Origin of the sequence: Variovorax boronicumulans (assembly GCF_040544675.1) — a bacterium.
GTDB classification, from domain to species: domain Bacteria; phylum Pseudomonadota; class Gammaproteobacteria; order Burkholderiales; family Burkholderiaceae_C; genus Variovorax; species Variovorax boronicumulans_D.
On sequence record NZ_JBEPKK010000004.1, the window covers coordinates 151,735 to 176,820 of the forward strand.

Genomic DNA, 25,086 nt, shown 5'->3' on the forward strand with positions numbered 1-25,086 from the left:
GCAGCCCATCAGCTGGCGTTTGTCAACCATAGGGGCATTGGGCTCGTTAGTGGCTGACCTTCTGCTCGCCGGGAGGCGTTTCCAACCAATTCTCGATAGAGGAATCTTCAATGAGCAAAATTCTCGCAGTCATGATCGCTGGTCTGTTCGCAGCTGGCGCCTATGCCCAAAACCCGGCCGGCGCCACGCCCGAACAAGGGAACGCAACCAACAGCAAGGCCCAGGCGCGCGCTGAAGCCAAGAAGGCTTCCAAGCCCGCCGGCCAAGTGCCCGCTCCTGCTGGCGACATCGCAAAGACGCCCGAAGGCGGCGTCATCGGTGGCGACAAGGCTGCAGCTTCGGGCGAAAAGCGCGCCGAAACGCGCGACCAACGTCGTCGCAACAAGGACGGCAGCGTCAAGCCCAAGTCGACCCAAGGCGGCACGCCCCAGTAATTCTGGCGTGCACCAAAGAAGCGCTCTTCGGAGCGCTTTTTTTTCGCCTGTCGTTGCCGGACTGCGTCAACCGCGAGAAACGGGCGCCGTTGAATGTGAACCTCCGCAGGGAGGTATCCAAATCAACGATATCAAAGGATTTCTCATGAAAAAGCTGCTCGCAGTCTTGGTCGCCGGTCTTTTCGCTGCCGGTGCGTTCGCTCAACAACCCCAGCCCGCAGCAGCTGCGCCTGCCGCTGCCGCAAAGGTCGCCAAGCATGCGCCGAAGAAGCATGCCGCCGCCAAGAAGCACAAGGTTCGCCACGTGGCCAAGGCCCCCACGGCCGCCGCCAAGAAGGTGTAAGCTTTCAGGCCCTTCCGGCAATGCCCGCATCAGCGGGCATTTTTATTGGCTATGGGCCGGGCTGTTTCGATGCCCCGCCCTGAAAGAGTTGTCCGATGTTCCAGCGTCTAGCCGCCCTGCTCCTGCTGTCCGCATCCTTCGTGATGCCGACGCACGCACAACCGCAGCAACAACAACCCCAGACCGACCTGCCGCGCACGCAACTGTCGGTGGGCCTCTACAAGATCGATGCGCAGATCGCGCAAACACCGCTTCAACGGGAAATCGGCCTGATGTTCCGCAAGAGCATGCCGCAGGCCGAGGGCATGATCTTCGTGTTCGAGCAACCTGCCACGCAGTGCTTCTGGATGCGCAACACGCTGCTGCCGCTGACCGCGGCTTTCGTGGCCGACGACGGACGCATCGTCAACCTCGTCGACATGCAGCCCATGACAGAAAACTCGCATTGCTCCGAGGAGCCGGTGCGCTATGTGCTCGAGATGAACCAAGGCTGGTTCGCCAAAAAGAACATCAAGAAGGGAGCCAGGCTCGGCGGCGAGTTGTTCCCAGCCGCCAAGCGCTGATCCTCTGCTGGCCGTAGCACGTACGGCGCACAAAAAAGCCGACCCAGGTCGGCTTTTTCAATGGAGCGATCAGGCTTCAGCCAAAGTTCTTGGCGGCGAAGTCCCAGTTGACCAGCTTGGCTAGGAAGGTCTCGACGAACTTCGGGCGAAGGTTGCGGTAGTCGATGTAGTAGGCGTGCTCCCAGACGTCCACGGTCAGCAGCGCGGTGTCTGCAGTCGTCAGCGGCGTGCCGGCGGCGCCGGTGTTCACGATGTCCACCGAGCCGTCAGCCTTCTTCACGAGCCACGTCCAGCCCGAACCGAAGTTGCCCACGGCCGACTTCACGAAGGCTTCCTTGAAGGCGTCGTAGCTGCCCCACTTGGCATCGATGGCCTTGGCCAGCGCGCCGGTGGGTGCACCGCCGCCCTGGGGTTTCATGCAGTTCCAGAAGAAGGTGTGGTTCCAGATCTGGGCGGCGTTGTTGTAGATGCCGCCGCTGGCCTTCTTGATGATTTCTTCGAGCGTGAGGGCTTCGAACTCGGTTCCCTTTTGCAGGTTGTTGAGGTTCACCACATAGGCGTTGTGGTGCTTGCCGTAGTGGTATTCGAGCGTTTCCTTCGAATATTCGGGGGCCAGTGCGTCGAGCGCGTACGGCAGGGGTGGGAGCACATGTTCCATGGTTTTTTCTCGTGGGTTGGTTGTGGGGAATTCAGGATTCTAGGAATTAATCATTGAGGCGGCGTCGGACGCGTTCCCGTTGTCTCGCCGGGGGTCACGGTCAGGTCGACCTCGCCGTCCGCGAGCCGCGCGACGACCGCATCGCCCGCATGCAGATTGCTCGCACTCACAATGGCGCGGCCGTCGCTGTCGGTGAGCCACGCATAGCCGCGTTGCAACACCAATGCAGGATCCAACAGCCGCAGGCGCAGCGCCACGCGCTCCAGAAGCTCGCGTCTCTGCACCAGCACGCGATCGAATTTCATCGGGAAATCTGCCGCGATCAAGCGAGGCCCTCGCGCCGCACGCTCCGCCCTCGACAGCACCGCGAAATGCAAACGCTGCGCATGGTGCGCCAGGCGAAGCTGCTGACGGGCCACGAGGTTCGAGGGCCGGCCGAGCCGCCCGGCCGCCTGGTCCAGACGCTGCCCGAGCGCGTCCAGGCGCGCGCCCAAGGCATCGCCGAGCCGTTCGTCGAGCAGGTCGATGGCGCCCAGCCACAGGTCGCGCGGCGCGCTGACGAGTTCCGCTGCCGCAGTCGGCGTGGGCGCCCGCAGGTCCGCGCAGAAATCGGCGATGGTGAAGTCGGTTTCATGCCCCACGCCGCTCACCACCGGCACGGGACTTTGCACGATGGTGCGCGCAAGGGTCTCGTCGTTGAAGGCCCAGAGGTCTTCGATCGATCCGCCGCCGCGCACCAGAAGAATCACATCGACGGGCTGCTCCAGTGCATAGAGCGATTGCAGCGCCCGAACAAGTTCAGCCGGCGCGTTGGCCCCCTGCACCGCTGCGGGCGCCAAGACCACGGGGATGTGCGGCACGCGACGGCGCAGCGCGGTAACGACGTCGTGCAGCGCCGCAGCGCCCAACGAGGTGACGACGCCCACCGCACGCGGCATGGCGGGCAGCGCTCGCTTGCGTGCCGGATCGAACAGCCCTTCGGCTTCGAGCCGCGCCTTGCGCTGCAGGAACTGCTCGAACAACGCGCCCTGCCCCGCACGCCGGAGGCTTTCGACGACCAGTTGCAGATCGCCGCGCGGTTCATACACAGCGAGGCGGCCGCGCACCTCGACCTGGTCGCCGTCGCGCGGTGAAAAATCAAGCAGGCCGGCAGCGCGGCGAAACATCGCGCAGCGCAGCTGGCCCGACTCGTCCTTCAGGGAGAAGTAACAATGTCCACTCGACGCGCGCGAAAAACCCGAGATTTCGCCACGCACGGCGACCGGATTGAAGCGTGCATCGAGCGCATCGGCCACCGCCCGGCACAGCGCACCCACGGCCCAGATGCGCGGTCCGGGAACGGAATTCGATTCGCGCGGATTCACGAAACGCGCGAGCGGCCGAGAGCCACTCTTCCACAACAGACGCCGTGGGCACCGCGCAGAGCCCACCATGCGGGGAAGGCGCACGGTTTCTCGTGCAAGTGGTTGATTTGATTCAAAAAAGTGCTGCTCAAAATTCAATCGTTTTAACGAAAAGCCCGGCCCATGCGGGCTCGGGCGAGTTGCGACGCAGGTTAGTCACAAAGTTATCCACAGAATCTGTGCGTCGTTGCCGACACGCAAACTAGCTGTCTGCCGATGGTGGCTCGGTGGATAATCGCCGCGCATTTGCAGTCTACGGCCGGAGGATTTTCTTGTTTTCCATCATTGTTGCTGCGGGTTGGCCGATCTGGCCGTTGCTCGCCTGTTCGGTCATCGCGCTCGCGTTGGTTATAGAACGTTTCACGAGTCTCAAGACCGTGAAGATATTGCCGCCGAAATTGCTGGACGAAACCATCACCGTCTCGCGCGGGTCGGTTCCAGGTCCGGACCTTGTGACCAAGCTGGAACGCAACTCGATGCTCGGGCAGGTGCTGGCCGCCGGCTTGCGGGCACTGAACGCCAATCCGCGCTGCAGTGAAGACGACCTTCGCGCCGCCATGGAAGCCTCAGGCCGCACCGTGGCGCACAAGCTGGAGCGCTACCTGCCGGCGCTGGCCACCATCGCCTCGGCGGCACCGCTGCTGGGCCTGCTGGGCACCGTCATCGGCATGATCGAGATCTTCGGTTCGCAGTCGCCCGGAAGCGGCGCTGTCGGCTCGGGCAATCCGGCGCAGTTGGCGCACGGCATCTCGATCGCGCTCTACAACACGGCGTTCGGCCTGATCGTTGCGATTCCGACCCTGATCTTCTGGCGCTACTTCCGCACCCGGGTCGACGAATATCTGCTGAACCTCGAGCTCTCGGGCGAGCGTTTTGCACGACATCTGAACGCGCTGCGCAAATGACGCGAGGCCGCATGCAGTTTCGCCACGGCGCGCGCGACGAGCCGGAGATCAACCTGATCCCGTTCATCGACGTGTTGCTGGTCGTGCTGATCTTCCTGATGCTGTCGACCACCTACAGCAAGTTCACCGAGATGCAGTTGCGGCTGCCGACGGCGGACGTCGACGCGCAGCGCGACTACCCGAAGGAAGTCATCGTGACGGTGTCGGCCGACGGGCGCTACACGATCAACAAGACCGCCGTCGCAGACCGCAATGTCGAATCGGTGGCGGCGGCACTGGCAAGCGCGGCCACCGGCGGCAAGGACAGCGTGGTGATCATCAGCGCCGATGCGAGCAGCCCGCACCAAGCCGTCATCACGGTCATGGAGGCTGCGCGCCGCGCCGGCCTGATGCAGATCACCTTCGCGGCCCAGTCGACGGCGCAAGCCGGGCGCTGAGTGCCTTCGCAGGACCGCGGCGGCCCGGGCCCTTCGGCTTCGCGGCTGCAAGGCGCCTGGCTGCACCGCGGTTGGCTGGCGTGCCTGTTGTGGCCGGTGTCGCTGCTGTACGGCGCCCTCTTCTCGCTGCGGCGCCTGTTCTACCGCCTGGGATGGCTTCGGACCGAACGCGTTCCGGTGCCTGTGATCGTTGTCGGCAACGTGATTGCGGGCGGTGCGGGCAAGACGCCGGTGGTGATGGCCGTCGTTGCGCACCTGCAGGCGCGAGGGCTGCGGGTCGGCGTGGTGTCGCGCGGGTATGGACGCCGCACGGACGATTGCCGCGAGGTGCTCGTCGACAGCGATCCGCATGAGGTCGGTGACGAGCCGGCCCTGATTCATCGCTCCACACGGGCGCCCGTCTTCGTGGCGCGAAAACGCATCGAGGCCGCGCGCGCACTTCTGGCGCGGCATCCGGCCACGCAGGTGATCGTGAGCGACGACGGCCTGCAACATCTGGCGCTGGCACGCGACATCGAGATCTGCGTTTTCGACGACCGCGGCATTGGCAACGGCTGGCTGCTGCCGGCCGGACTCCTGCGTGAATGCTGGCCGCGCCGCTGCGACCTCGTGCTCCACAGCGGAGAACGACCGGCGTTTGCAGGTGGCTACACCGCCACACGCAGCCTTTCGCAACATGCGGTGACCAGCGATGGCCAGTTCGTGCCACTGGAAGCTCTGGCCGACAAGCCTTTGGTCGCGCTGGCGGCCATCGCGCGGCCCGAGAGCTTTTTTGAGATGCTGCGCGCCCGCGGGCTGACGCTCGCCGAGACGATCGCGCTCCCTGATCACTTCCACTTCAACGCATGGCAACGCCCGCCCAGCAGCGACCGCCCCCTGCTCTGCACCGAAAAGGACGCCGTCAAGCTCTGGCGCAAGGCCCCCGATGCACTGGCCGTGCCGCTGCAATTCGCACCCGCCCCGGAATTCTTCACCGCGCTCGACGCAAAGCTATCATCGACCGATGGATACCAAGCTGCTTGAACTGCTCGTCTGCCCCGTGACCAAGGGCCCCCTGACCTGGAACGCGGAAAAGCAGGAACTGTGCTCGCGCAGCGCCCGCCTCGCCTATCCGGTGCGCGACGGCATTCCGGTGCTGCTGGAAAACGAGGCGCGCACCCTGTCCGACGAAGAGCTGGGTCTGTGAGCTTCACCGTTCTGGTGCCGGCGCGCCTCGCATCGACGCGCTTGCCCAACAAACCGCTGGCCGACATCGCCGGGCTGCCGATGGTTGTTCGCGTGGCCCGGCGGGCAAGCCAATCGGGCGCGACACGCGTGGTGGTTGCGGGCGACGATCAGTCGATCGTGGCGGCCTGCACGGCGCACGGCGTCGAGGCCATCCTGACCCGCCAGGACCACGCGAGCGGCACCGACCGGCTGGCCGAGGCCTGCGCGCAACTCGGCCTTGACGACGACGACATCGTCGTCAACGTCCAGGGCGACGAACCTCTCATCGATCCCGAACTCATCGACGCCGTCGCCGCCGCGCTGGCCGTTCATACCGAAGCGGCGATGAGCACCGCCGCCCACGAGATCGATTCGTTGAGCGACTTCCTGAACCCGAACGTGGTGAAGGCGGTGCTCGACGCCCAGGGCAACGCGCTCTATTTCAGCCGCGCGCCCATCCCCTGGTGGCGCGACGGCTCCGCCAATGGCGCAGCGCCTTCCGTGCTGCCCACCCCCGCGCCGCTGCGCCACATCGGCATCTACGGCTATCGCGCGGGTTTCGTGCGCAAGTTTCCGTCGTTGCCACCGGCCCCTGTCGAGGCGACGGAAGCGCTCGAGCAGTTGCGCGCGCTGTGGCATGGGCATCGCATCGCGGTGCATGTGAGCCATGTCGCCCCCGGACCGGGCATTGACACCCCTGAAGACCTGGCCCGCGTGCGCGCAGTGTTCGCCGCCGAGCCGACGCCCTGAGTCACGCGCCGTTACCTCTGGCGCGCAACCGTAATTCCTCGCTGGAACGCATGCTATCCTCGACGTGAATCCGCCTTGTCCAGCCCTTGGGCCGACGCTTGGCGCGACACAAATCTAAGAACCGTCCGAGGACACCATGAGACTAATTTTGCTGGGCGCGCCCGGGGCGGGCAAAGGCACGCAAGCGGCCTTCATCTGCCAAAAGTACGGCATTCCCCAAATTTCGACCGGCGACATGCTGCGCGCCGCCGTCAAGGCCGGCACGCCGCTCGGACTGGAGGCCAAGGCCGTCATGGATGCAGGTGCATTGGTCAGCGACGATCTGATCATCAACCTGGTGAAAGAACGCATCGCCCTGCCCGATTGCACCGGCGGCTTTCTGTTCGACGGTTTCCCGCGCACCATTCCGCAGGCCGATGCCATGAAGGCTGCGGGCGTCAAGCTCGACTATGTGCTCGAGATCGACGTGCCCTTCGGCGACATCATCGAGCGCATGAGCGGTCGCCGCTCGCACCCGGCGTCGGGCCGCATCTACCATGTCAAGTTCAATCCGCCCAAGGTCGAAGGCAAGGACGATGCGACGGGTGAAGACCTGATCCAGCGCGAGGACGACAAGGAAGAAACCGTTCGCAAGCGGCTCGACGTCTACAGCCAGCAGACGCGTCCGCTGGTCGATTACTACTCGGCCTGGGCCAAGGCCGATCCGGCCGCAGCGCCGAAGTACCGCGCCATCAAGGGCGTGGGCAGCGTCGACGAAATCACCCAGCGTGCGCTGGCTGCACTGAGCAGCTGATTCCCCACCGCCCCTTTTTCGGGGGCGGCTATTCCCCCAGCAGTTCCAGCATCAGCGCGATGCGCGCCTTCACAGGCGTGAGCGCACCCGCGTCCCGCAGCCGGTCGTCGGCTTTCGGCAGGATGCGCCCCTTGGCGCAGCGAGTCGCACGCAGCACCGCAACACCGGCGCCCTGCGCCTTCAACGCCGCCGCTTCCAGCGCGTGGTGCAAGGTGCCGTTGCCGGTTGCAGCCAGAACCAGCCCACGCACAGGCTCCGCTGCACCGTCCCGAAGCAGCGCGTCGATGATCTGGCCGCTCGCGCCGGCATGGCTCATGACAATTTCGACCCTGGGCCAGGGCAACGGTGCGTTCACGGCCTCGGAGGTCGCTGACGACGATGCATCCGGCCACGCCCGCACGAGCCGCACAACCCCCTCTTCCACATAGCCGATCGGCCCGGCATCGCCCGACGCGAAGGCATCGAGGCTGTAGGTGTGCACCTTCTGCACGTCCTTGCCGCTGTGGACCGTGCCTGCGCACACCACCGTCACGCCTCCCGCACCAGTGGTGGAGGCCACCGCGAGCGCGTCCCGCACGTTCTGCGGGCCGTCCGGCGAAAGCGCAGTGGCCGGACGCATCGCACAGGTCAGCACTACCGGTTTTTGCGATGAGAGCACCGAGTGAAGGAAGAAGGCGGTTTCCTCGAGCGTGTCGGTGCCATGGGTGATCACCACGCCCGCCACGTCCGGCTGAGCCAGCCAATGCGCGCAGCGCTGCCCGAGCTTCTGCCACGTCTCGAACGACATGTCCTTGCTGTCGAGCTGTGCCACCTGCTCGGCCACCAGCGTCACGCCCTCGGGCGCGGTGATCCCGCCCAACAGGTCCGCCACGCCGACCTGCCCGGCGGTGTAGCCGATGTTGTCGCCGCTGCTGGCTGCTTTGCCGGCAATGGTTCCGCCGGTGCCCAGAACCACCACGCGTCGCAATTCAGGCAAAGGGGAAATAGCCATGGCTTGTCAACTTCCGAAAACTGGTTAAAAATACAGGTACTGGATATCTAGCCAGTGCCGCAAGGAACCACATATGCAGTTCGCAGTGAAGCTTACCGCCCGCCAGCAGCAGATTCTCGACTTGATCCAGAGCGCCATCGCACGCACGGGCGCTCCGCCCACGCGCGCCGAAATCGCCAATGAACTGGGGTTCAAGTCGGCGAACGCCGCCGAAGAGCATCTCCAGGCACTGGCTCGCAAGGGCGTCATCGAGCTCGTCAGCGGCACCTCGCGCGGCATCCGCCTCAAGGGCGACGCACTGCGTTCGCTCAACGAAACGCGCCACCGCGAAGGCGGCCAGTTCTCGCTGTCGTTGCCCGGCATGGCGCAGCTGGCGCTGCCGCTCATCGGCCGCGTTGCAGCGGGCTCGCCCATCCTCGCCCAAGAGCACGTCGACCAGACCTACTACGTCGAAAACACGCTGTTCCAGCGCCAGCCCGACTACCTGCTCAAGGTGCGCGGCATGTCGATGCGCGACGCCGGCATCATGGACGGCGACCTCCTCGCGGTGCAGGCCACCAAGGAAGCCCGCAACGGCCAGATCGTGGTTGCGCGCCTGGGCGACGAAGTCACCGTCAAGCGCCTGAAGCGCAACAAGCAGGTGATCGAGCTGCACGCCGAGAACCCCGACTACCCAACCATCATCGTGCAGCCCGGTGAGCCCTTCGAAATCGAAGGCCTCGCGGTCGGCCTCATCCGCAACACCATGCTGATGTAGGCCTCGCGGCCTGCACCCAGCAGCACCCCATCCGGCAGCGACAGGTGGCGGGCGTATGGCGCAATGTCGCCATCACCCTGTCGCAGCCGATTCAAGAAATCCTGCCTGTGTTCAACCTCAGACTTTTTTGGAGTTCACATGGGAATCGCCCTCATCGCCATCGTTGATTTCTGGATGCCGCTGCAATCGCTTGCAAATCGGCTGATGCCCGCGCGCCGGCCTCACCATCGAGACAGCAGCGACACCTCTGCCGGCTTGCGCTATGTGGCGGTGCGTCCCGCCTGCACCGCACGGTCGGCCGGCATGGCTGCGCCGGCAGCGGCAGCTGTATCACCGGCACGCCCGCTGCGCGTGGTGCGTGTGGTCGACGAAAAGGGCTCGCAGCGCAGTGCCAACCGCGTCGTCATCTCCGGCCGCATGGCCGACGTCTGCGCCGAGCTCGACCGGCTGGCCGCACTCGAGGCCGCTGAAAACATGAGCAGCGCCCCCCGTTCCGCGCACCTGCACTGAGCCACACACCACCTCGGGGAGCGCTCCGGGGGGTATCCAAACGTTCACTGGTGCGACATGCCAATGCTGCGAGGCACAATGGCACGCCATGAACATTGTGATCCTCGACGATTACCAGGACGCCGTGCGCAAGCTGCGCTGCGCCGCCAAGCTGGACGCGTACGCGGCCAAGGTCTACACCAACACGGTCAAAGGCATCGGACAGCTCTCGGTGCGCCTGAAGGACGCCGACGTGATCGTGCTGATTCGCGAGCGCACCCACATCTCGCGCCAACTGATCGAAAAGCTCCCCAAGCTCAAACTCATCTCGCAGACCGGACGGGTCGGCGGCCATATCGACGTCAATGCCTGCACCGAGCGCGGCGTGGCGGTGGCCGAAGGCAGCGGTTCCCCGCAGGCGCCAGCCGAACTGACATGGGCGTTGATCATGTCGGCCATGCGCCGGCTGCCGCAGTACATCAGCAACCTCAAGCACGGCGCGTGGCAGCAGTCGGGCCTCAAATCGGCTTCGATGCCGCCCAATTTCGGGCTGGGTTCGGTGCTCAAGGGCAAGACGCTCTGCATCTGGGGCTATGGCCGCATCGGCCAGTTGGTCGCGCGCTACGGGCAGGCCTTCGGGATGCAGGTGGTGATCTGGGGGCGCGAGGCAAGCTGCGCGAAGGCGCGGTCCGACGGCTTCCAGGTCGCGCAGAACCGCCACGAGTTCTTTGCCGCCGCCGATGTGCTCTCGGTGCATCTTCGGCTCAACGAGGAGACCACCGGCCTCGTCACGCTCGAGGACCTTTCACGCATGAAGCCGACCGCGCTTTTCGTGAACACCTCCCGCGCCGAACTGGTCGAGGCCGATGCCCTGCTCGCCGCGCTCAACCGCGGGCGCCCCGGGCTCGCGGCCATCGATGTGTTCGAGAGCGAGCCGCCGCTGCAGGGCCATGCGCTGCTGCGGCTCGAAAACTGCATCTGCACGCCGCACATCGGCTACGTGGAGCAGGACAGCTACGAGAGCTACTTCGGCCAGGCCTTCGACAATGTCGTGAGCTTCATCAAGGGCAACCCCACCAACATCGTGAATCCGGGCGCGCTGCAGGTTCGCCGGTGAGTTCATGAGGCGCCGGGCCGCCCCAAGGCGAATGCGGCAGCAGCCGAAGAAGGTCGCTCAGTGACCCGGCCTGCGTCCCGGGGCGCTCTCTGGGCGCTGCTGGCCGGCAATTTCGTGATCGGCACCGGCGTGATGGTGGTGCCCGGCACGCTCAATGAGATCAGCGCCTCGCTTTCTGTCACTGTCGCGACAGCAGGCCAGTTGATCACCGCGGCGGCTGTCGTGATGTGCCTCGGCGCGCCGTTGCTCGCAGCCGTGGTCGCGGGCTGGGACCGCCGCCTCCTGCTCGCCCTCACGCTGCTCTGGTACGCCGCCGGACACGCACTCGCGGCGTGGATGCCCAGCTTCGGCGCCCTGCTGCCGGTGCGCATGCTCACGGTGATCGCGCCGGCGATCTTCACGCCGCAGGCGGCGGCCTGCGCCGGCATGCTGGTGCCGCCCGAGCACCGCGGACGCGCCGTGACCTTCGTCTTTCTCGGCTGGTCGATGGCCTCGGTGCTGGGCCTGCCCATCGGCGCGATGATCGGCGGCCACCTGGGCTGGCGCATGGCCTTCATGGCTGTCGCGGCGCTCAGCATCGTGAGCGCTGCGTCGATCTGGCTCACGCTGCCGACCGGCATCCGTCCCGCCGCGCTCACCGCCGCTGCCTGGTCGCGCGTGCTGCGCAGCCCGGTGCTGATGGGCATCGTGTCGGTGACGGCGCTGCAGGGTGCCGGGCAGTTCGTGCTCTTCAGTTATTTCGGTCCGATCCTCAAACAGAGCTTCGGTGCGGACCCCACCACGCTGAGCCTGATGTGGGCGCTGTTCGGCGCCTTCGGCCTGATGGGCAACATGGTGGTCAGCCGCTACATCGACCGCATCGGCGCGGGCCGCATGGTGCTGCTGACGACCGTGCTGATTGCGCTGAGTCTGTTCCTCTGGCCCTTTGCGAGCACGATCGCCTGGCTGGCGGTGGTGCTCGTGCCCTGGGGCCTGGGCTGCTTTGCCACCAACTCGGCGCAACAGGCGCGGCTCGTGGGGCTTGCGCCCGCCCTTGCTTCGGGCTCCGTCGCGCTCAACAGTTCGGGCATCTACATCGGCCAGGCGGTCGGTGCGGGACTGGGCGGCTGGCTGCTGGCCAACGACGCTGCGCCGTGGATGAGCCGGGTCGGCCTGGCACTGCTGCTGGTCGCCATCGGGCTCAGCGTGGCCATCGACCGCAGCCGCCGGCCGGCCTGAAATTGCGGCTCCGCGTAAAACCCGCTACGTCCCGCACGCACGGGATTGCAAAATCGGAGCCTGCTGCCGCGCCCCCGGCCCGTTCCGGTCCTTGACTCGCGCGACAGCCCGGACACCCTCAACCAGTGAGAATCTTCATCCAATGACAGTGAACTACACCCGGATCGGCGTGATCGGCGCCGGCGCCATGGGTCGCGGCATCGCCCAGATCGCCGCGCAGGCCGGCAGCGAAGTGCTGCTGCTCGACAGCTTTGCGGGCGCCGCCGAGCGCGGTCGCGAAGCCCTCATCGCCCAATGGAACAAGCTGCATGAAAAGGGCAAGCTCGACGCCGCGGCGCGCGACGCGCAGATCGCGCGCGTGCGGGCTGTCGATTCGGTGCAGGCGCTGGCCGGCTGCGACCTCGTGATCGAAGCCGTGATCGAAGACCTCGAGGTCAAGCGCAAGCTCTTCCGCGAACTCGAGGCCGTGGTGGCGCCCAGCGCCACGCTGGTCACCAACACCTCGTCGCTCTCGGTCACGGCCATCGCGGCCGGGCTCGCGCGGCCCGAGCGCGTTGCGGGCTTCCATTTCTTCAACCCCGTGCCGCTGATGAAGGTGGTCGAGGTGGTGGCGGGCTTCAAGACCGCGCCCGAGGTCTGCAAGCAGCTTGCGGGCTACGCGGTGCAGATGGGCCACAGCGCAGTGCAGGCGCAGGACACGCCCGGCTTCATCGTCAACCATGCGGGCCGCGGCTACGGCACCGAGGCGCTGCGCATCGTCGGCGAGGGCGTGACCGACTTCGCGACCGTCGACCGCATCCTCAAGGACCAGGCGGGCTTTCGCCTCGGCCCCTTCGAGCTGCTGGACCTGACGGCGCTGGACGTCTCGCACCCGGTGATGGAGTCGATCTACCACCAGTACTTCGAAGAGCCGCGCTTCCGCCCGAGCGTGATCACCGCACAGCGCCTGGCTGCCGGCGCGCTGGGCCGCAAGACGGGCGAAGGCTTCTATCGCTACACCGACGGAGTCATGCAGCAGACGCCCGAGGCCCCGGCACCGGTGATCGAAGGTACGCCGGCGGTCTGGGTCTCGCCCCGCGCCGCGCGCCGCGCCGAGCTGCTGCGCCTGGTCAACACGCTGGGCGCGCAGATCGACAGCGGCGCCACGGCTGCGCCGCATTCGCTGATCCTCGTGGCCCCGCTGGGCTTCGACGTGACCACGGTGGCCGCCGTCGAACGCCTGGACGCCACGCGCACCGTCGGCATCGACATGCTGATCGACGACGCCGCCACCAAGCGCCGCGTGCTCGCCACCAACCCGGCCACGCGCCGCGACATCCGCGATGCCGCGCACGCCCTCTTTGCGCGCGACGGCAAGGCAGTGAGCGTGATCCGCGACAGCGGCGGCTTCGTCACGCAGCGCGTGATCGGCACCATCGTCAACATCGCCACCGACATGTGCCAGCAGCGCGTGTGCTCGCCGGCCGACCTGGAAACGGCCGTGCAACTGGGCCTGGGCTACCCGCGCGGACCGCTCGCCATGGGCAACCTCTACGGCCCGACCAACATGCTCGAAGTGCTGTTCAACCTGCAGACGGTGTATGGCGATCCGCGCTATCGCCCGAGCCCGTGGCTGCGCCGCCGCGGCGCGCTGGGCCTGAGCCTCCTGCACGAAGAAGAATAAACAGCCAGACAACCCACCAACCGACTGAAAACGCGACACAGCGATGACCGCCGAACTCAAGAGCACCAGCGAGGGCAGCACCATGGTGCTGACGATCGCCAACCCCACCCAGCGCAATGCGCTGGGCCCCGAGATCTATGCCGCCGGCATCGAGGCGCTCAACGGCGCCGAGAGCAGCAGCGAGATCCGCAGCGTCGTCATCGTGGGCGAAGGCCCCTTCTTCTGCGCCGGCGGCTCGCTGCAGCGCCTGATGGCCAATCGCGAACTCGACCGCTCGGTGCAGGCCGAGAGCATCGAGGGGCTGCACAACTGGATCGACTCGATCCGCACCTTTCCCAAGCCGATCATCGCGGCGGTCGAGGGCGCGGCAGCCGGCGCGGGCTTCTCGCTCGCGCTGGCCTGCGACTTCGTGGTGGCCGCGCGCGACGCGGTGTTCGCGGCCTCGTACAGCAACGTGGCGCTGTCGCCCGACGGCGGCCTGAGTTGGCACCTGGGGCAGCAGTTGCCCCGCCAGCTGGCCAGCGAATGGCTCATGAACGGCGAGCGCATCGGCGCACCGCGCCTGCATGCGCTGGGTCTTGTCAACGAGCTCACCGAAAACGGGCAGGCGCTGGCAGGCGCGCTGGCGCTGGCGACCAAGCTCAACGCCCGCGCGCCCAACTCGCTGGCCAGCATCAAGGAGCTGCTGAGCGAAGCGCGCGGCGCCACGCTGAACACGCAGCTCTCGCAGGAGCGCGACCACTTCGTGCGCAACCTGCACCATGCGAACGCGGGCATCGGCATCGCCGCGTTCCTCGACAAGAAACCACCGCGGTACGAGTAGCGCCTCGCGGCGTCGCTCCCGTGACACCCATCAGTTTTTCAGTCGCCGAGAGGACAGACCAATGGACGACCCCATTCTTACTATCGAAGAACGTGAAGCGATCAACAGTGGTCGCTGGTTTTCTTCCCTATCTCCATCGCTACGGCACGACATCCTCCGATGCGCTTTCGTCAAACGCTACAAGGACGGCGACCTGATCGCCGCGCGCGGCGACCCTCCCGAACACTGGATTGCCTGCGCCAAGGGCGCGGTGCGCGTGAGTTCGACGGCGGTCTCGGGCAAGCAGGTGACGCTGACCTACGTGGAGCCGGGCATCTGGTTCGGCGACGTGGCGATGTTCGACGGGGACCGGCGCACGCACGACGCCTATGCGCATGGGGACAGCACCATTCTCTGCGTGGCGCGGGCCGACTTCCAGAAGATCCTCAACTCGCATGTGGAGCTGTACGAGGCACTGATGCGGCTGCAGGCACGCCGCATCCGCACGCTGTTCGGGCTGGTGGAAGACCTCAACACCCTGCCCTTGCGCGCACGCCTGGCCAAGCAGCTCATTCATCTGGTGCGCAGCTATGGCGTGCCCAACCTGGACGACGGCAGCCAGATGCGCATCGGCCTGCAACTGGCGCAGGAAGAACTGGCGCAACTGCTGGGCGCCTCGCGCCAGCGGGTCAACCAGGAACTCAAGACCATGGAACGCGAGGGCACGATCCGCATCGAGCCCGCCGGCCTGGTTGTATTGGATCGCGCGGCCTTGATGCGCGTCTCGGAAGCGGACATCTGACATGAGCCAGGACTTCTCCAACTTCGTCGGTACCCGCGCGGTGTCGCAGCAGCATGCGTTCGACATCGAGGTGCTTTCGGCCTGGCTCGAGAAGAACCTCGACGGTTTCAAGGGCCCGCTCACGGTCGAGATGTTCAAGGGCGGGCAATCGAACCCGACTTACAAGCTCCTCACGCCATCGCAAAGCTATGTGATGCGCGCAAAGCCCGGCCCGGTCGCCAAGCTGCTGCCCTCGGCGCATGCCGTGGAGCGCGAGTTCAAGGTGATGAGCGGCCTGCAGGGCACCGACGTGCCCGTGCCGCGCATGCATTGCCTCTGCGAAGACGAGTCCGTCATCGGCCGCGCCTTCTACGTGATGGAGTTCATGCAGGGCCGCGTGCTCTGGGACCAGTCGCTGCCCGGTTTCAGCAACGCCGAACGCGCGGCCTACTACGACGAGATGAACCGCGTCATCGCCGCGCTGCATACGGTCGACTTCGCCGCGCGGGGCCTGGCCGACTACGGCAAGCCCGGCAATTATTTCGAGCGCCAGATCGGCCGCTGGAGCAAGCAGTACAAGGCCTCGACCGACGGTGCGGGCGAACTGTCCCAGCCGATCGAGGCCATGGAGCGGCTGATCGACTGGTTCCCCGCCCACATGCCGGCGAGCGCGCGCGACGAAACCAAGGTTTCGATCGTCCACGGCGACTACCGCCTGGACAACGTGATGTTCCATGCCACCGAGCCGCGGATCATCGCGGTGCTCGACTGGGAGCTCTCCACGCTGGGGCATCCGCTGGCGGACTTCAGCTACCACTGCATGTCCTGGCACATGCCGCCCACCACCGGTCGCGGCATCGGCGGCGTGGACGTGGCGGCGCTGGGCATCCCCACCGAGAGCGAATACATCCGCCGCTACTGCGAGCGCACGCGCATCAGCACGCCCGAGGCGCTGGCGCCGGACTGGAATTTCTATCAGGCCTACAACCTGTTCCGCATGGCCGCGATTCTTCAAGGCATTGCGAAGCGGGTCGAAGCCGGTACCGCATCGAGCGAGCAAGCCGTGGCGTCTGCACGCGGCGCGCGTCCGATGGCCGAGATGGCCTGGCAATTCGCCCAAAAGGCATAGCCAGCCCCTCCCCCAAAAACCCACCAGGAGACAGCATGGATTTCGAATATTCGGCCAAGACCAAGGAACTGCAGAAGCGCGTCAAGGCGTTCATGGATGAAAACATCTACCCGGCGGAAGCCGAGTACAGCGCCGAGCTGGCGGCGAACACGGCCGCCGGCAAGCGCTGGACCGCGTTGAAGACGGTCGAGAAGGTCAAGGAAAAGGCCAAGGCCCAGGGCCTGTGGAACCTCTTCCTGCCGGTCGACAGCGCCTCCGCCTCCGGCTACGCCGGTGCGGGCCTCACGAACCAGGAATACGCGCCGCTGGCCGAAATCATGGGTGCGGTGCCTTGGGCGAGCGAAGCCTTCAATTGCTCTGCACCCGACACCGGCAACATGGAAACCATCGCCCGCTACGGCTCCGAAGAAATCAAGGCACGCTGGCTCAAGCCGCTGCTCGAAGGCCAGATCCGCTCGGCCTTCGCGATGACCGAGCCCGATGTGGCATCGAGCGACGCCACCAACATCTCGACCCGCATCGAACGCCAGGGCGACGAGTACGTGATCAACGGCCACAAGTGGTGGATTTCGGGCGCGGCCGATCCGCGTTGCGCCGTGTTCATCACCATGGGCAAGAGCGACCCCGATGCACCGCGCCATTCGCAACAGAGCATGGTGATCGTGCCAGCCGACGCCAAGGGCATCCGCATCGTGCGTCCGCTGAACGTGATGGGCTACGACGATGCGCCGCACGGCCACGTCGAGATGTACTTCGAGAACGTGCGCGTGCCCGTCGACAACATCCTGCTGGGCGAAGGCCGCGGCTTCGAAATCGCCCAAGGCCGCCTTGGCCCGGGACGCATTCACCACTGCATGCGCCTGATCGGCCTGGCCGAGCGCGCGCTGGAACTGATGTGCAAGCGCGCCTCCTCGCGCGTCGCCTTCGGCAAGACCGTCGCCTCGCAGACCGTGACGCAGGAACGCATCGCCGAAGCGCGCTGCAAGATCGACATGGCGCGCCTGCTCACGCTCAAGGCCGCCTGGCTGATGGACGTGGCCGGCAACAAGGTCGCCAAGAACGAGATCGCGATGATCAAGGTGGTCGCGCCGAGCATGGCCTGCCAGGTGATCGATTGGGCGATGCAAGTGCATGGCGGCGGCGGCATGTGCGACGACTTCCCGCTCGCCTACGCCTATGCCGGCGCGCGCACGCTGCGCTTTGCGGACGGCCCGGACGAAGTGCACCGCAATGCGATCGCGAAGTGGGAACTGGGCAAGTACGCGCCGAGCAAGACCGAAGCAGACGCACCCGTCACGCGCTTCTGATCTGTCTTACCTCCTCTCCCCTCGGTGAGAGGGTTGGGGTGAGGGCCGACGGCGATCCATTCGCCCCGGCCCTTTTTCTTTTTTCAGAGCTCTTTCTGAAGAAATACCGCGTGCCCGAAGGCCGGGTCGAGCTGGTAGCCGATGAAGCCTTCGCGCTCATAGGCACGCAATGCCGGCGCGTTGCCCGAGAGCACTTCGAGCGTGAGCTTGCAGGCGCCTCGCCTGCGCGCTTCTTCCTCCACCCGCGCGAACATCTGCTGCGCCACGCGCTGGCCGCGATGGCTGGGCAGCACGATCACGTCGTGCACATTGACCAGCGGCTTGCATGCGAAGGTCGAGAAGCCCTCGATGCAGTTGATCAGGCCCACGGGCTTGTCGCGGTCGAAGGCCAGCACGCTGAAGGCTTGCGGGCGCGCAGCCAGCGCTGCGGGCAAGCCCTCGCGCACAGCCGCGTCGAGCGGCGTGCCGCCACCGGCCGGGTCGCGGGCGTAGCTGTCGAGCAGATCGACCACCGCCGCGGCCTGCGCGGCGTCGCGGTAGTTCGCAAGCAAGACTTCAATGCTCACTGAGCCGGCTCCAGCGTCGCTGCGAGGCGTTCCGCGCACGACCTGGACTGCTTTGCATCCCGCGCCTCGACCATCACGCGAACCAGCGGTTCGGTGCCGCTCGCGCGGATCAGCACGCGGCCGCCGTCGCCCAGTTCGGCTTCGATGCGCTGCGTTTCGCTGGCCAGCGCCTCGTTGTCCTTCCAGTTTTGACCGGGCGCGAGACGCACGTTGATCAGCGTCTGCGGAAACAGCGTGACGCCTTCGAGCAGCTGTGCCACCGTCTTGCCGCTGCGCACGCAGGCCTGCAGCACCTGCAGCGCGCTCACGATGCCGTCGCCCGTGGTGTGGCGGTCGAGCGCGAGCAAGTGGCCAGAGCCCTCGCCGCCCAGGATCCAGCCGCGCTTGTCGAGCTCTTCGAGCACGTAGCGGTCGCCGACCTTGGCGCGCACGAACTCGATGCCCTGCCCGCGCAGCGCGACCTCGACGGCCTTGTTGGTCATGAGCGTGCCGACCACGCCCACCGGCTTTTCGCCGCGCGCAATGCGCTCGGCCACCATCAGGTAGAGCAGTTCGTCGCCATTGAAGAGGCGTCCGCTGGCATCGACCAGTTGCAGGCGATCGGCGTCGCCGTCGAGCGCAATGCCGTAGTCGGCCTTCTGCGCGACGACCGCGGCGACCAGCGCTTCAGGGTGTGTCGCGCCGAATCCGTTGTTGATGTTGAGCCCGTCGGGCGCGCAACCGATGCTGGTGACTTCCGCGCCCAGCTCATGGAACACGTTGGGCGCCACCTGGTAGGCCGCGCCGTGCGCCGCATCGACCACGAGCTTCATGCCGCGCAGCGTGAGGTCGTTGGCGAAGGTGCTCTTGCAGAACTCGATGTAGCGGCCGGACGCATCGTCCAGGCGGCGAGCCTTGCCGAGATTGACGGAGTCCACCCAGACCGGCGCCTCTTCCAGCGCGGCTTCGACGGCAAGCTCCCATGCGTCGTCGAGCTTGGTGCCCTGCGCGCTGAAGAACTTGATGCCGTTGTCGGGAAAGGCATTGTGGCTGGCGCTGATCACCACGCCCAGGCTCGCGCGCTGGGCACGTGTGAGGTACGCCACACCGGGTGTAGGCAGCGGGCCAAGCAGCACCACATCGACGCCGGCCGAGTTGAAGCCCGATTCGAGCGCCGATTCGAGCATGTAGCCCGAAATGCGGGTGTCCTTGCCGATCAACACGCGGGGCCTGGACTCTGTTTTCTTGAGCACGCGGCCCACGGCGTGCGCGAGGCGCAACACGAAGTCGGGTGTGATGGGTGCCTGGCCAACGGTGCCGCGGATGCCGTCGGTGCCGAAGTATTTGCGGGTCATGGGGTTTCCTCTTTTCTTTGTTGTGATTGTTTTTCTGTCGCCTTCATTGCGCGCCAGACAGCAAGGGCGGCCACCGTGTCGCGCACGTCGTGCACACGCACAACCGCCGCGCCGCGCTCCACGGCCAGCACCGCGGCCGCCACGCTGGGCACGATGCGTTCGCCCGCCGCCTCGATGCCGGTGGCCGCACCGATCGACGATTTGCGCGACCAGCCCAGCAGCAGCGGGTAGCCCGCGTCCAGCAGTTCGCGCTGCCGCCCCAGCAGGGCGAAATTCTGCGTCACGGACTTACCGAAGCCAACGCCCGGGTCGAGCGTGATGCGCGACGGGGCGACCTGCAAGGCGGCAAGCTTCGCCAATTGTTCGGCCCAGAACGCCAGCACCTCGGGGATCACGTCGCCCTGCATGGGCACCGTCTGCATGGTCTGCGGGTCGCGATGCATGTGCATCAGGCAGATGCCGCACGAAGGATGCGCGGCCACGGCCTCGCGCGCGCCCGGCTGGCGCAGTGCCCAGATGTCGTTGACGATGTCCGCGCCCAGGTCGAGCACGGCGCGCATCACCTCGGGCTTGTAGGTGTCGATGGAGAGCGGTACGTCGAGCTTCACGGCCTCGCGCACCACGGGCAGCACACGCGCCAATTCGGCGTCGAGCGGCACGGCGGGACTGCCAGGGCGGGTCGATTCACCGCCGATGTCCAGGATGTCGGCGCCCTCCTTCAGCAACTGCTCGCAATGCCGCAGCGCAGTTTCGGTAGACGCGTGTGCGCCGCCGTCGGAGAAGGAATCGGGCGTGACGTTGACGATGCCCATCACGCGGGGCTGCGTGAGGTCGATCGCGAAGCGGGAGGTCTGCCAGACCGCGCCATGCAGCGCCCCATGAAAAACAGGGCCAGAGGCCCCGTTGTTGCTTGATCTCAAGCCCACCTCAAGCGGCGGTCGGCGCCGGGTCGGTATTGACGGCCGGCGTGCCGCCACTGCCACCGCTGCCCGAAGGAGGGGTGCGCGGCGTCCAGTCCTTGGGCGGACGCGGTGCGCGGCCGGCCATGATGTCGTCGAGTTGCTCGGAGTCGATGGTTTCCCATTCGAGCAAGGCCTTCGCCATCGCATGCATCTTGTCGCTGTTCGCTTCGATGAGGCCACGCGCCAGGGCGTACTGCTCGTCGATGATGCGGCGCACTTCGCCGTCGACCTTTTCCATGGTCTGCTCGCTCATGTTCGTGGTCTTGGTGACCGAGCGGCCGAGGAACACTTCGCCTTCGTTCTCGGCGTAGACCATCGGGCCCAGCGCATCGGTCATGCCGTAGCGCGTGACCATGTCGCGGGCGATGGAAGTCGCGCGCTCGAAGTCGTTGCTGGCGCCGGTGGTCATCTGGTGCATGAACACTTCTTCCGCGATGCGGCCACCGAACAGCATGCTGATCTGGTTGAGCATGTACTCGCGGTCGTAGCTATAGCGGTCTTGTGCCGGCAGGCTCATGGTCACGCCGAGGGCGCGGCCGCGCGGAATGATCGTGACCTTGTGGACCGGGTCGCACTTGGGCAGCAGCTTGCCGATGAGGGCGTGGCCGGACTCGTGGTAGGCCGTGTTGCGGCGCTCTTCCTCGGGCATGACCATGCTCTTGCGCTCGGGGCCCATGAAGATCTTGTCCTTGGCCTTTTCGAAGTCCTGCATCTCGACCACGCGCGCATTGCGGCGTGCGGCCATCAGGGCGGCTTCGTTGCAGAGGTTGGCAAGGTCGGCGCCGGACATGCCGGGCGTGCCGCGGGCGATGACGCTCGGGTTCACGTCCTGGCCGAGCGGAACCTTGCGCATGTGCACACCGAGGATCTGCTCGCGGCCGCGGATGTCGGGCAGCGTGACGTACACCTGACGGTCGAAACGGCCCGGGCGCAGCAGCGCGGCGTCCAAGATGTCCGGACGGTTGGTGGCTGCCACCACGATCACACCGAGGTTGGTTTCGAAGCCGTCCATCTCGACCAGCATCTGATTGAGCGTTTGTTCGCGCTCGTCGTTGCCGCCGCCAAGGCCAGCACCGCGCTGACGACCCACCGCGTCGATTTCGTCGATGAAGATGATGCAGGGTGCGTTCTTCTTGGCGTTTTCGAACATGTCGCGGACACGGGCTGCACCCACGCCGACGAACATTTCAACGAAGTCGGAACCCGAGATCGAGAAGAACGGGACCTTGGCTTCGCCGGCAATCGACTTGGCCAGCAGCGTCTTGCCGGTACCCGGAGGGCCGACCAGCAACAGGCCGCGCGGAATGCGGCCGCCGAGTTTCTGGAAGCGTTGCGGATCTTTCAGGAAGTCGACGACTTCGCGGACTTCTTCCTTGGCCTCGTCGCAGCCTGCGACGTCGGCGAAAGTGACCGTGTTGTTGTTCTCGTCCATCATGCGGGCCTTGCTCTTGCCGAAGCTGAACGCCCCGCCCTTGCCGCCGCCCTGCATCTGGCGCATGAAGTAGACCCAGACGCCGATCAGCAGCAGCATCGGGCCCCAGCTGACCAGCAGCGTCATGAGGAGCGAGCTCTCTTCGCGCGGCTTGACGTCGAACTTGACGTTGTGGTCGATCAGGTCGCCGACGAGGCCGCGGTCGAGCACCGTGGCGGTCGTGCGGATCTTGCGGTCGTCGTTGGTGACGGCAACGATCTCGCCGCCTCCGGCGCCTTCAGGGATGATGGCCTGCTTGATCTGGTTGCTCCGGACCTGGTCCAGGAATTCGGAGTAGCTGACGGTTCCGGAGCCGGCACCGCCGCGGGTGTCGAACTGCTTGAACACAGTGAACAACACCATCGCAATGACGAGCCAGACGGCAACTTTGGAAAACCACTGATTGTTCAAACGAAGCTCCAGGCTAAAGCGCGTGACGAGAATATGAAATCGGCGCTATGGATACGCAATTGCGCCCCATTTTAGGCTTTTCAAGCTGCGAAAAGCGGGCATTTCCCTAAAGCAGCCATAGCCTGACAAGGGTTTGAGCCCGCTGCGGCCTTATTGAGAAGCTGTTTCTACAAGGTATCAAGGGGTATCTACTGCCTTCAAACCCATCCCGACCAGGAAAGTCTCGGCCGATTTGTCGCGCGAAGCCTTGGGCTTGAACGGCTTGACGGTGCGGAAACTGGCCTTGAACAGCTTGACCGATTCGTCATAGCCGCCGCCGTGGAAGAGCTTGGCGACCAAGGCTCCGTCGGGCTTCAGGTGGTGCTGGGCAAAGTCGACTGCAAGCTCGATCAGGTGCGCGATGCGGGCGCCATCGGCCGAATGGATGCCCGAGAGGTTGGGCGCCATGTCCGAGACCACCAGGTCGGCCTTGCGGCCTGCCAGCACACCCAGGACCTGCTCCAGCAGCTCGGCTTCGCGGAAGTCGCCCTGCAGGAAGGTCACGCCTTCGATGGGGTCCATCGGCAGCATGTCCAGCGCGACGATGGTGCCGTTCAGCGTGCCGACTGCGGCGCCCTCGGGCGACATGCGCCGCCGCAGGTACTGGCTCCAGGCCCCGGGCGTCGATCCGAGGTCGACCACCAGCTGGCCAGGCCTGACCAGCCCCAGCGACTCGTCGATTTCCTTGAGCTTGTAGGCGGCGCGCGCCCTGTACCCCTCCCGCGTGGCGAGTTTCACGTAGGGGTCGTTGATATGGTCGTGAAGCCACGCTTTATTGACTTTTTTGCTTTTGGCTTTGGTGCTCATGGGGGTCTTCGTAACACGTCGATAATACGGGGATGCCCGCCATTCAACTTACCCCTGCCGAGCGCAAGGTGCACCGCGCCGAAGCTCACCACCTGGATCCGATCGTCATGGTCGGTGGAGACGGGCTCACCCCTGCCGTTAAAAAAGAGGCGGATGCCGCCCTGAAGGCCCATGGCCTGATCAAGGTGCGCGTGTTCTCCGACGACCGCCTCGCCAGGGACGCCATGCTGCAAGAGCTCGCCAACGAACTCGATGCCGCTCCCATCCAGCACATCGGAAAGCTGCTGGTGCTCTGGCGTCCGATCCCCGAAAAAGAAAAAGTGGTCGATGAAGACCGCATGCCCGGCCCGCGCGACGTCAAGGTGCTGAAGTACAGCAAGCGCGGCGGCCAGCGCCCCGAAATCAAGACGCTGCGCGTGCTCGGCAACCAGCGGCTCACCCCTGGCGGCACCATCAAGCGCGCCAAGGCGAAGCGGCCACTCTCGGCCAAGAAGCGCAACCAGTCGGACTGAGCCTGGTGGCAGCGCACGGCGCCCAGCGCCACATCCTCTGCATGAAGTGGGGCACGAAATACGGTCCCGAGTACGTCAACCGGCTCTACGCGATGGTGCGCCGCAACCTCAGCGGCGATTTCAAGTTCGTCTGCCTGACCGATGACGGCACGGGCATCCGTCCCGAGGTGACGTGCCTCCCCATTCCCCCGCTGAACCTGCAACTGGCTCCCGGCCAGCGCGACGGTGCCTGGAAGAAGCTCACCACGTTCGAGCAGGACCTGCATGGCCTGCGCGGCACCGCCCTGTTCATGGACGTCGATGTGGTGGTCGTGGGCAGCCTGGACGCCTTCTTCGAGCAACCCGGCGAGTTCCTGATCATCCATGACTACGCCCGCCCCTGGCGGCGCGAGCGGATCACCGGGAACTCATCGGTCTACCGCTTCGAGTTGGGCGCACATGCCGACGTGCTGGCGTATTTCCGCGCCAACATGGACAAGGTGCAGGCCGAGTACCGCAACGAGCAGGCCTACCTGTCCGATGTGCTGCACAAGCAGGGCAAGCTCTCCTATTGGCCCGAGGCGTGGTGCCCGAGCTTCAAGTACCACGGCATCCCGACCTGGCCGACCAACTACTGGGAAGAGCCATTCGTCCCGGAAAACGCCCGCGTCATGATTTTTCATGGCGAGTGCAATCCGCCCGATGCGCTGGCGGGGCGGCGCAACCGCGCCTTCCGCTACATCCGGCCCGCGAGCTGGGTCGCTAGATTCTGGAAAGAGTGAGCGAGCGGATGGCGGGGAACGAAAGCCGCCATCGCTTTTTTCAGCGCCTGTATCAGCGCTTCTGGCGAGCGCCCATGCGCCAAAGCAACACACCGGTGCACAGCCATTGCACGATGTACATGCCGCTTCCGATGGAATGCCACAGCTTGAGGTTGTCCCGCGCCAGGATGCGCGGCGCCACGGCGTACTGCTGAAGCAGCGCCAACAGCAAGGCCCCGAGGATCAGGAAGATGGCGTCGAGCGACGGCCCGTCCATGCGGTCGTCGGCCTTGTGCCGGAAATGAATCAGGAGAATCAGGCCGCAGCCGATGGCGACCCAGCTCTGCGCCTCGAACAACTGCCCGGCAAAATTACCCGCCACGGCCGGGTTGCCAAGCCTGGCGAACAGCATCGGCACTACTAGAAAGCCGATCGTTGTGAGGCTGCCCCACCAGAAGGCAGCCAGCATCAGGGCCAGGCGGTCTTTCATCGGAGGCG

Annotated in this window: 29 protein-coding genes; 20 read left to right on the plus strand and 9 right to left on the minus strand. The window is 65.7% G+C overall.

The window, feature by feature from the left end:
- Positions 1–110: 110 nt before the first annotated feature.
- The 3 genes from ABIC90_RS09315 (at position 111) to ABIC90_RS09325 (ending at position 1,340) form a co-directional block, all read left to right on the plus strand.
- Positions 111–434 (plus strand): cell envelope biogenesis protein TolA, encoded by a 324-nt coding sequence (locus ABIC90_RS09315; RefSeq protein WP_354353816.1) that lies wholly within the window; start codon positions 111–113, stop codon positions 432–434.
- A 145-nt stretch (positions 435–579) separates the two neighbouring features.
- The gene (locus ABIC90_RS09320; RefSeq protein ID WP_354353817.1) at positions 580–777 is read left to right on the plus strand and encodes a hypothetical protein; all 198 of its coding nucleotides are present in this window, start codon (positions 580–582) and stop codon (positions 775–777) included.
- 95 nt (positions 778–872) lie between these two features.
- Positions 873–1,340, plus strand: coding sequence for a DUF192 domain-containing protein (locus tag ABIC90_RS09325; protein ID WP_354353818.1), 468 nt, complete (start codon positions 873–875; stop codon positions 1,338–1,340).
- 76 nt (positions 1,341–1,416) lie between these two features.
- Here ABIC90_RS09325 and ABIC90_RS09330 read toward each other — a convergent pair whose 3' ends face one another.
- Both ABIC90_RS09330 and xseA read right to left on the minus strand, forming a co-directional pair.
- Positions 1,417–1,998 (minus strand): superoxide dismutase, encoded by a 582-nt coding sequence (locus ABIC90_RS09330; RefSeq protein WP_013541695.1) that lies wholly within the window; start codon positions 1,996–1,998, stop codon positions 1,417–1,419.
- A 50-nt stretch (positions 1,999–2,048) separates the two neighbouring features.
- Positions 2,049–3,362: an exodeoxyribonuclease VII large subunit gene (gene xseA, locus ABIC90_RS09335; protein ID WP_354353819.1), complete on the minus strand. Its 1,314-nt coding sequence runs from the start codon at positions 3,360–3,362 to the stop codon at positions 2,049–2,051.
- 311 nt (positions 3,363–3,673) lie between these two features.
- On the opposite strand from xseA, the gene ABIC90_RS09340 reads away from it, so the two are divergent.
- From ABIC90_RS09340 to adk, 6 genes are all read left to right on the plus strand, one after another.
- Positions 3,674–4,306, plus strand: coding sequence for a MotA/TolQ/ExbB proton channel family protein (locus ABIC90_RS09340; protein ID WP_354354087.1), 633 nt, complete (start codon positions 3,674–3,676; stop codon positions 4,304–4,306).
- 11 nt (positions 4,307–4,317) lie between these two features.
- Complete coding sequence (locus tag ABIC90_RS09345; RefSeq protein ID WP_436318192.1) at positions 4,318–4,743, plus strand: ExbD/TolR family protein; 426 nt, start codon at positions 4,318–4,320, stop codon at positions 4,741–4,743.
- The gene (gene lpxK / locus ABIC90_RS09350; protein WP_354353821.1) at positions 4,744–5,766 is read left to right on the plus strand and encodes a tetraacyldisaccharide 4'-kinase; all 1,023 of its coding nucleotides are present in this window, start codon (positions 4,744–4,746) and stop codon (positions 5,764–5,766) included. It abuts the gene before it with no gap.
- Positions 5,747–5,929, plus strand: a complete 183-nt coding sequence (locus ABIC90_RS09355) for a Trm112 family protein (protein WP_013541700.1) — start codon at positions 5,747–5,749, stop codon at positions 5,927–5,929. Before lpxK ends, ABIC90_RS09355 begins: the two co-directional genes overlap by 20 nt.
- Positions 5,926–6,699, plus strand: a complete 774-nt coding sequence (kdsB, locus tag ABIC90_RS09360) for a 3-deoxy-manno-octulosonate cytidylyltransferase (protein WP_354353822.1) — start codon at positions 5,926–5,928, stop codon at positions 6,697–6,699. Before ABIC90_RS09355 ends, kdsB begins: the two co-directional genes overlap by 4 nt.
- A 136-nt stretch (positions 6,700–6,835) precedes the next feature.
- Complete coding sequence (gene adk / locus ABIC90_RS09365; protein WP_354353823.1) at positions 6,836–7,492, plus strand: adenylate kinase; 657 nt, start codon at positions 6,836–6,838, stop codon at positions 7,490–7,492.
- A gap of 28 nt (positions 7,493–7,520) precedes the next feature.
- On the opposite strand, the gene ABIC90_RS09370 is transcribed toward adk, so the two are convergent.
- Entirely contained in the window at positions 7,521–8,483 is a 963-nt protein-coding gene (locus ABIC90_RS09370) for an asparaginase (protein ID WP_354353824.1), read from the minus strand.
- A gap of 73 nt (positions 8,484–8,556) precedes the next feature.
- On the opposite strand from ABIC90_RS09370, the gene lexA reads away from it, so the two are divergent.
- The 9 genes from lexA (at position 8,557) to ABIC90_RS09415 (ending at position 17,746) form a co-directional block, all read left to right on the plus strand.
- Complete coding sequence (gene lexA / locus ABIC90_RS09375; protein ID WP_013541704.1) at positions 8,557–9,240, plus strand: transcriptional repressor LexA; 684 nt, start codon at positions 8,557–8,559, stop codon at positions 9,238–9,240.
- A gap of 138 nt (positions 9,241–9,378) precedes the next feature.
- Complete coding sequence (locus ABIC90_RS09380; protein ID WP_354353826.1) at positions 9,379–9,750, plus strand: hypothetical protein; 372 nt, start codon at positions 9,379–9,381, stop codon at positions 9,748–9,750.
- A gap of 88 nt (positions 9,751–9,838) precedes the next feature.
- The gene (locus tag ABIC90_RS09385; protein WP_354353827.1) at positions 9,839–10,846 is read left to right on the plus strand and encodes a D-2-hydroxyacid dehydrogenase family protein; all 1,008 of its coding nucleotides are present in this window, start codon (positions 9,839–9,841) and stop codon (positions 10,844–10,846) included.
- A gap of 60 nt (positions 10,847–10,906) precedes the next feature.
- On the plus strand, positions 10,907–12,064 hold the full coding sequence (locus ABIC90_RS09390; protein WP_354353828.1) for an MFS transporter: 1,158 nt from the start codon (positions 10,907–10,909) through the stop codon (positions 12,062–12,064).
- A 142-nt stretch (positions 12,065–12,206) separates the two neighbouring features.
- On the plus strand, positions 12,207–13,727 hold the full coding sequence (locus ABIC90_RS09395) for a 3-hydroxyacyl-CoA dehydrogenase (RefSeq protein WP_354353829.1): 1,521 nt from the start codon (positions 12,207–12,209) through the stop codon (positions 13,725–13,727).
- A 43-nt stretch (positions 13,728–13,770) separates the two neighbouring features.
- On the plus strand, positions 13,771–14,550 hold the full coding sequence (locus ABIC90_RS09400; protein WP_354353830.1) for an oxepin-CoA hydrolase, alternative type: 780 nt from the start codon (positions 13,771–13,773) through the stop codon (positions 14,548–14,550).
- Positions 14,551–14,611: 61 nt separating this feature from the next.
- Positions 14,612–15,331 carry a Crp/Fnr family transcriptional regulator gene (locus tag ABIC90_RS09405; protein WP_354353831.1) on the plus strand — a complete coding sequence of 240 codons (720 nt, stop codon included), beginning with the start codon at positions 14,612–14,614 and terminating at the stop codon, positions 15,329–15,331.
- Between the two features lies 1 nt (position 15,332).
- Positions 15,333–16,439 (plus strand): phosphotransferase, encoded by a 1,107-nt coding sequence (locus ABIC90_RS09410; protein ID WP_354353832.1) that lies wholly within the window; start codon positions 15,333–15,335, stop codon positions 16,437–16,439.
- 35 nt (positions 16,440–16,474) lie between these two features.
- The gene (locus ABIC90_RS09415) at positions 16,475–17,746 is read left to right on the plus strand and encodes an acyl-CoA dehydrogenase family protein (protein WP_280806952.1); all 1,272 of its coding nucleotides are present in this window, start codon (positions 16,475–16,477) and stop codon (positions 17,744–17,746) included.
- Positions 17,747–17,829: 83 nt separating this feature from the next.
- On the opposite strand, the gene ABIC90_RS09420 is transcribed toward ABIC90_RS09415, so the two are convergent.
- From ABIC90_RS09420 to ABIC90_RS09440, 5 genes are all read right to left on the minus strand, one after another.
- On the minus strand, positions 17,830–18,312 hold the full coding sequence (locus ABIC90_RS09420) for a GNAT family N-acetyltransferase (protein WP_354353834.1): 483 nt from the start codon (positions 18,310–18,312) through the stop codon (positions 17,830–17,832).
- Positions 18,309–19,646 carry a phosphoglucosamine mutase gene (glmM, locus tag ABIC90_RS09425; protein WP_354353835.1) on the minus strand — a complete coding sequence of 446 codons (1,338 nt, stop codon included), beginning with the start codon at positions 19,644–19,646 and terminating at the stop codon, positions 18,309–18,311. The genes ABIC90_RS09420 and glmM overlap by 4 nt, the downstream gene beginning before the upstream one ends.
- Entirely contained in the window at positions 19,643–20,458 is an 816-nt protein-coding gene (gene folP, locus ABIC90_RS09430; RefSeq protein ID WP_354354088.1) for a dihydropteroate synthase, read from the minus strand. Before folP ends, glmM begins: the two co-directional genes overlap by 4 nt.
- A gap of 115 nt (positions 20,459–20,573) precedes the next feature.
- Positions 20,574–22,490 carry an ATP-dependent zinc metalloprotease FtsH gene (ftsH, locus tag ABIC90_RS09435; RefSeq protein WP_354353836.1) on the minus strand — a complete coding sequence of 639 codons (1,917 nt, stop codon included), beginning with the start codon at positions 22,488–22,490 and terminating at the stop codon, positions 20,574–20,576.
- A gap of 177 nt (positions 22,491–22,667) precedes the next feature.
- A complete protein-coding gene (locus ABIC90_RS09440) occupies positions 22,668–23,336 on the minus strand; it encodes an RlmE family RNA methyltransferase (protein WP_354353837.1) in 669 nt (222 codons plus the stop codon).
- Between the two features lie 32 nt (positions 23,337–23,368).
- Here ABIC90_RS09440 and ABIC90_RS09445 point away from each other — a divergent pair, with 32 nt between their 5' ends.
- Positions 23,369–23,848, plus strand: coding sequence for a YhbY family RNA-binding protein (locus ABIC90_RS09445; protein ID WP_257859604.1), 480 nt, complete (start codon positions 23,369–23,371; stop codon positions 23,846–23,848).
- Positions 23,849–23,850: 2 nt separating this feature from the next.
- A complete protein-coding gene (locus tag ABIC90_RS09450; protein ID WP_436318193.1) occupies positions 23,851–24,609 on the plus strand; it encodes a glycosyltransferase in 759 nt (252 codons plus the stop codon).
- A 52-nt stretch (positions 24,610–24,661) separates the two neighbouring features.
- On the opposite strand, the gene ABIC90_RS09455 is transcribed toward ABIC90_RS09450, so the two are convergent.
- Complete coding sequence (locus ABIC90_RS09455) at positions 24,662–25,078, minus strand: DUF4149 domain-containing protein (protein WP_354353839.1); 417 nt, start codon at positions 25,076–25,078, stop codon at positions 24,662–24,664.
- Positions 25,079–25,086 lie beyond the last annotated feature (8 nt).